Annotated in this window: 1 protein-coding gene; it reads right to left on the reverse strand. The window is 67.0% G+C overall.

The annotated features are described in order from the left end of the window. Positions 1-7: 7 nt before the first annotated feature. The gene (locus AC6CCG_RS34325; protein ID WP_496659359.1) at positions 8-1,240 is read right to left on the reverse strand and encodes an IS30 family transposase; all 1,233 of its coding nucleotides are present in this window, start codon (positions 1,238-1,240) and stop codon (positions 8-10) included. Positions 1,241-1,274: the final 34 nt, after the last annotated feature.

Consider the following 1,274-nt stretch of genomic DNA (forward strand, 5'->3'; position numbering starts at 1 on the left):
GGCCGACTCACGCGGTGAGTGCAACAGTTGGATCTGTCGGGTTGGACAGTAGCTCGTGCAGCTTCTCGGCGGGGGTTTTGAAGCCGAGTCGTTTCCGGGGTCTGGCGTTGAGTTGAGCGGCGACCCAGTCGAGGTATTCGGCTGGGAACACGGACAGGTCGGTGCCTTTCGGGAAGTACTGGCGGAGCAGCCCGTTGGTGTTCTCGTTCGTGGCCCGCTGCCAGGGCGAGTGCGGGTCGCAGAAGTAGACCTCGATTCCGGTCCGGGCGGCGATCGCGACATGGTTGGCAGCTTCCGATCCCTGGTCCCAGGTCAGCGACCGGCGGAGGAACTCGGGCAGCCGTGACAGGGCCGCGACGATCGCTTCCTCGACCGTGTCGGCATCGTGTCGTTCGGGCAGGTGGAGCAGCAGCGTGAAGCCGGTGCACCGCTCGACCAGGGTCCCGATCGCCGACGCCGACAGGGTCGAGCCGAGGATGAGGTCGCCTTCCCAGTGCCCCGGGACGGCCCGGTCGGCGACCTCTTTCGGCCGTTCACTGATGTTGATCATGCCCGGGATCCTGCCCCGACGCTCACCCACGACCCGGCGTGGTTTCCGATACGCTCGCCCGGTCCGCAAGCACGTCGTCAGCTCCTTGCGCAACCCGCCTCTTCCTTGCAGATAAAGAGAGCGATAGATCGTTTCGTCACTCACACGCATCCCCTCATCGTCCGGGAAGTCGAGCTTCAACCTGCCCTCGATCTGTTCCGGGCTGAGCCTGGCCTCCAACTGATCAGCGACATACCCGGCCAAGGCGGTGTCGGTCTGCAGCTTGCGTGGTTTCGGCCGTCGTGCTCTGACCTCGGCCGCCCGTTGCGCCACCGACGCCCGATAGCCGGTCCGGGCACGAATCGTGCCCCGCCTCAACTCCCGACCGATCGTGGACCGATGGACCCCGAGCCGCCGCGCCATCTCAGCCTGCGACACACACTCCTGAGGGTTCCAGACCGCGATGTCCTCCCGCTCCTCCAACGTCAACCGCCGCCCGTGCCCCGATCGGGCAGCCCCCGCCTCGTCAGCAATCCTCGGTGCCACCCCGCCAGCCTCACGAACCCACCGCTGCGCCGTCGCGACCGACACGCCAGCCGCTACCGCGGCCGCATCCAGCCCCGCCGAGAGCCGTTCCCAGAACACCCGCTGAACCCGCCGGGAAAACCCCGGCCGAGCACCAAACCACGAACCACCCACAACACACCCCATCTAGGCCGTGTTGCACTCACCCCGAGATTCCGCC

This window comes from Microlunatus sp. YIM B11417 (genome assembly GCF_059617205.1).

Coding starts and splice junctions, on each gene's coding strand:
- AC6CCG_RS34325 (WP_496659359.1), bottom strand. CDS start 1,240: ATGGGGTGTGTTGTGGGTGGTTCGTGGTTTGGTGCTCGGCCGGGGTTT.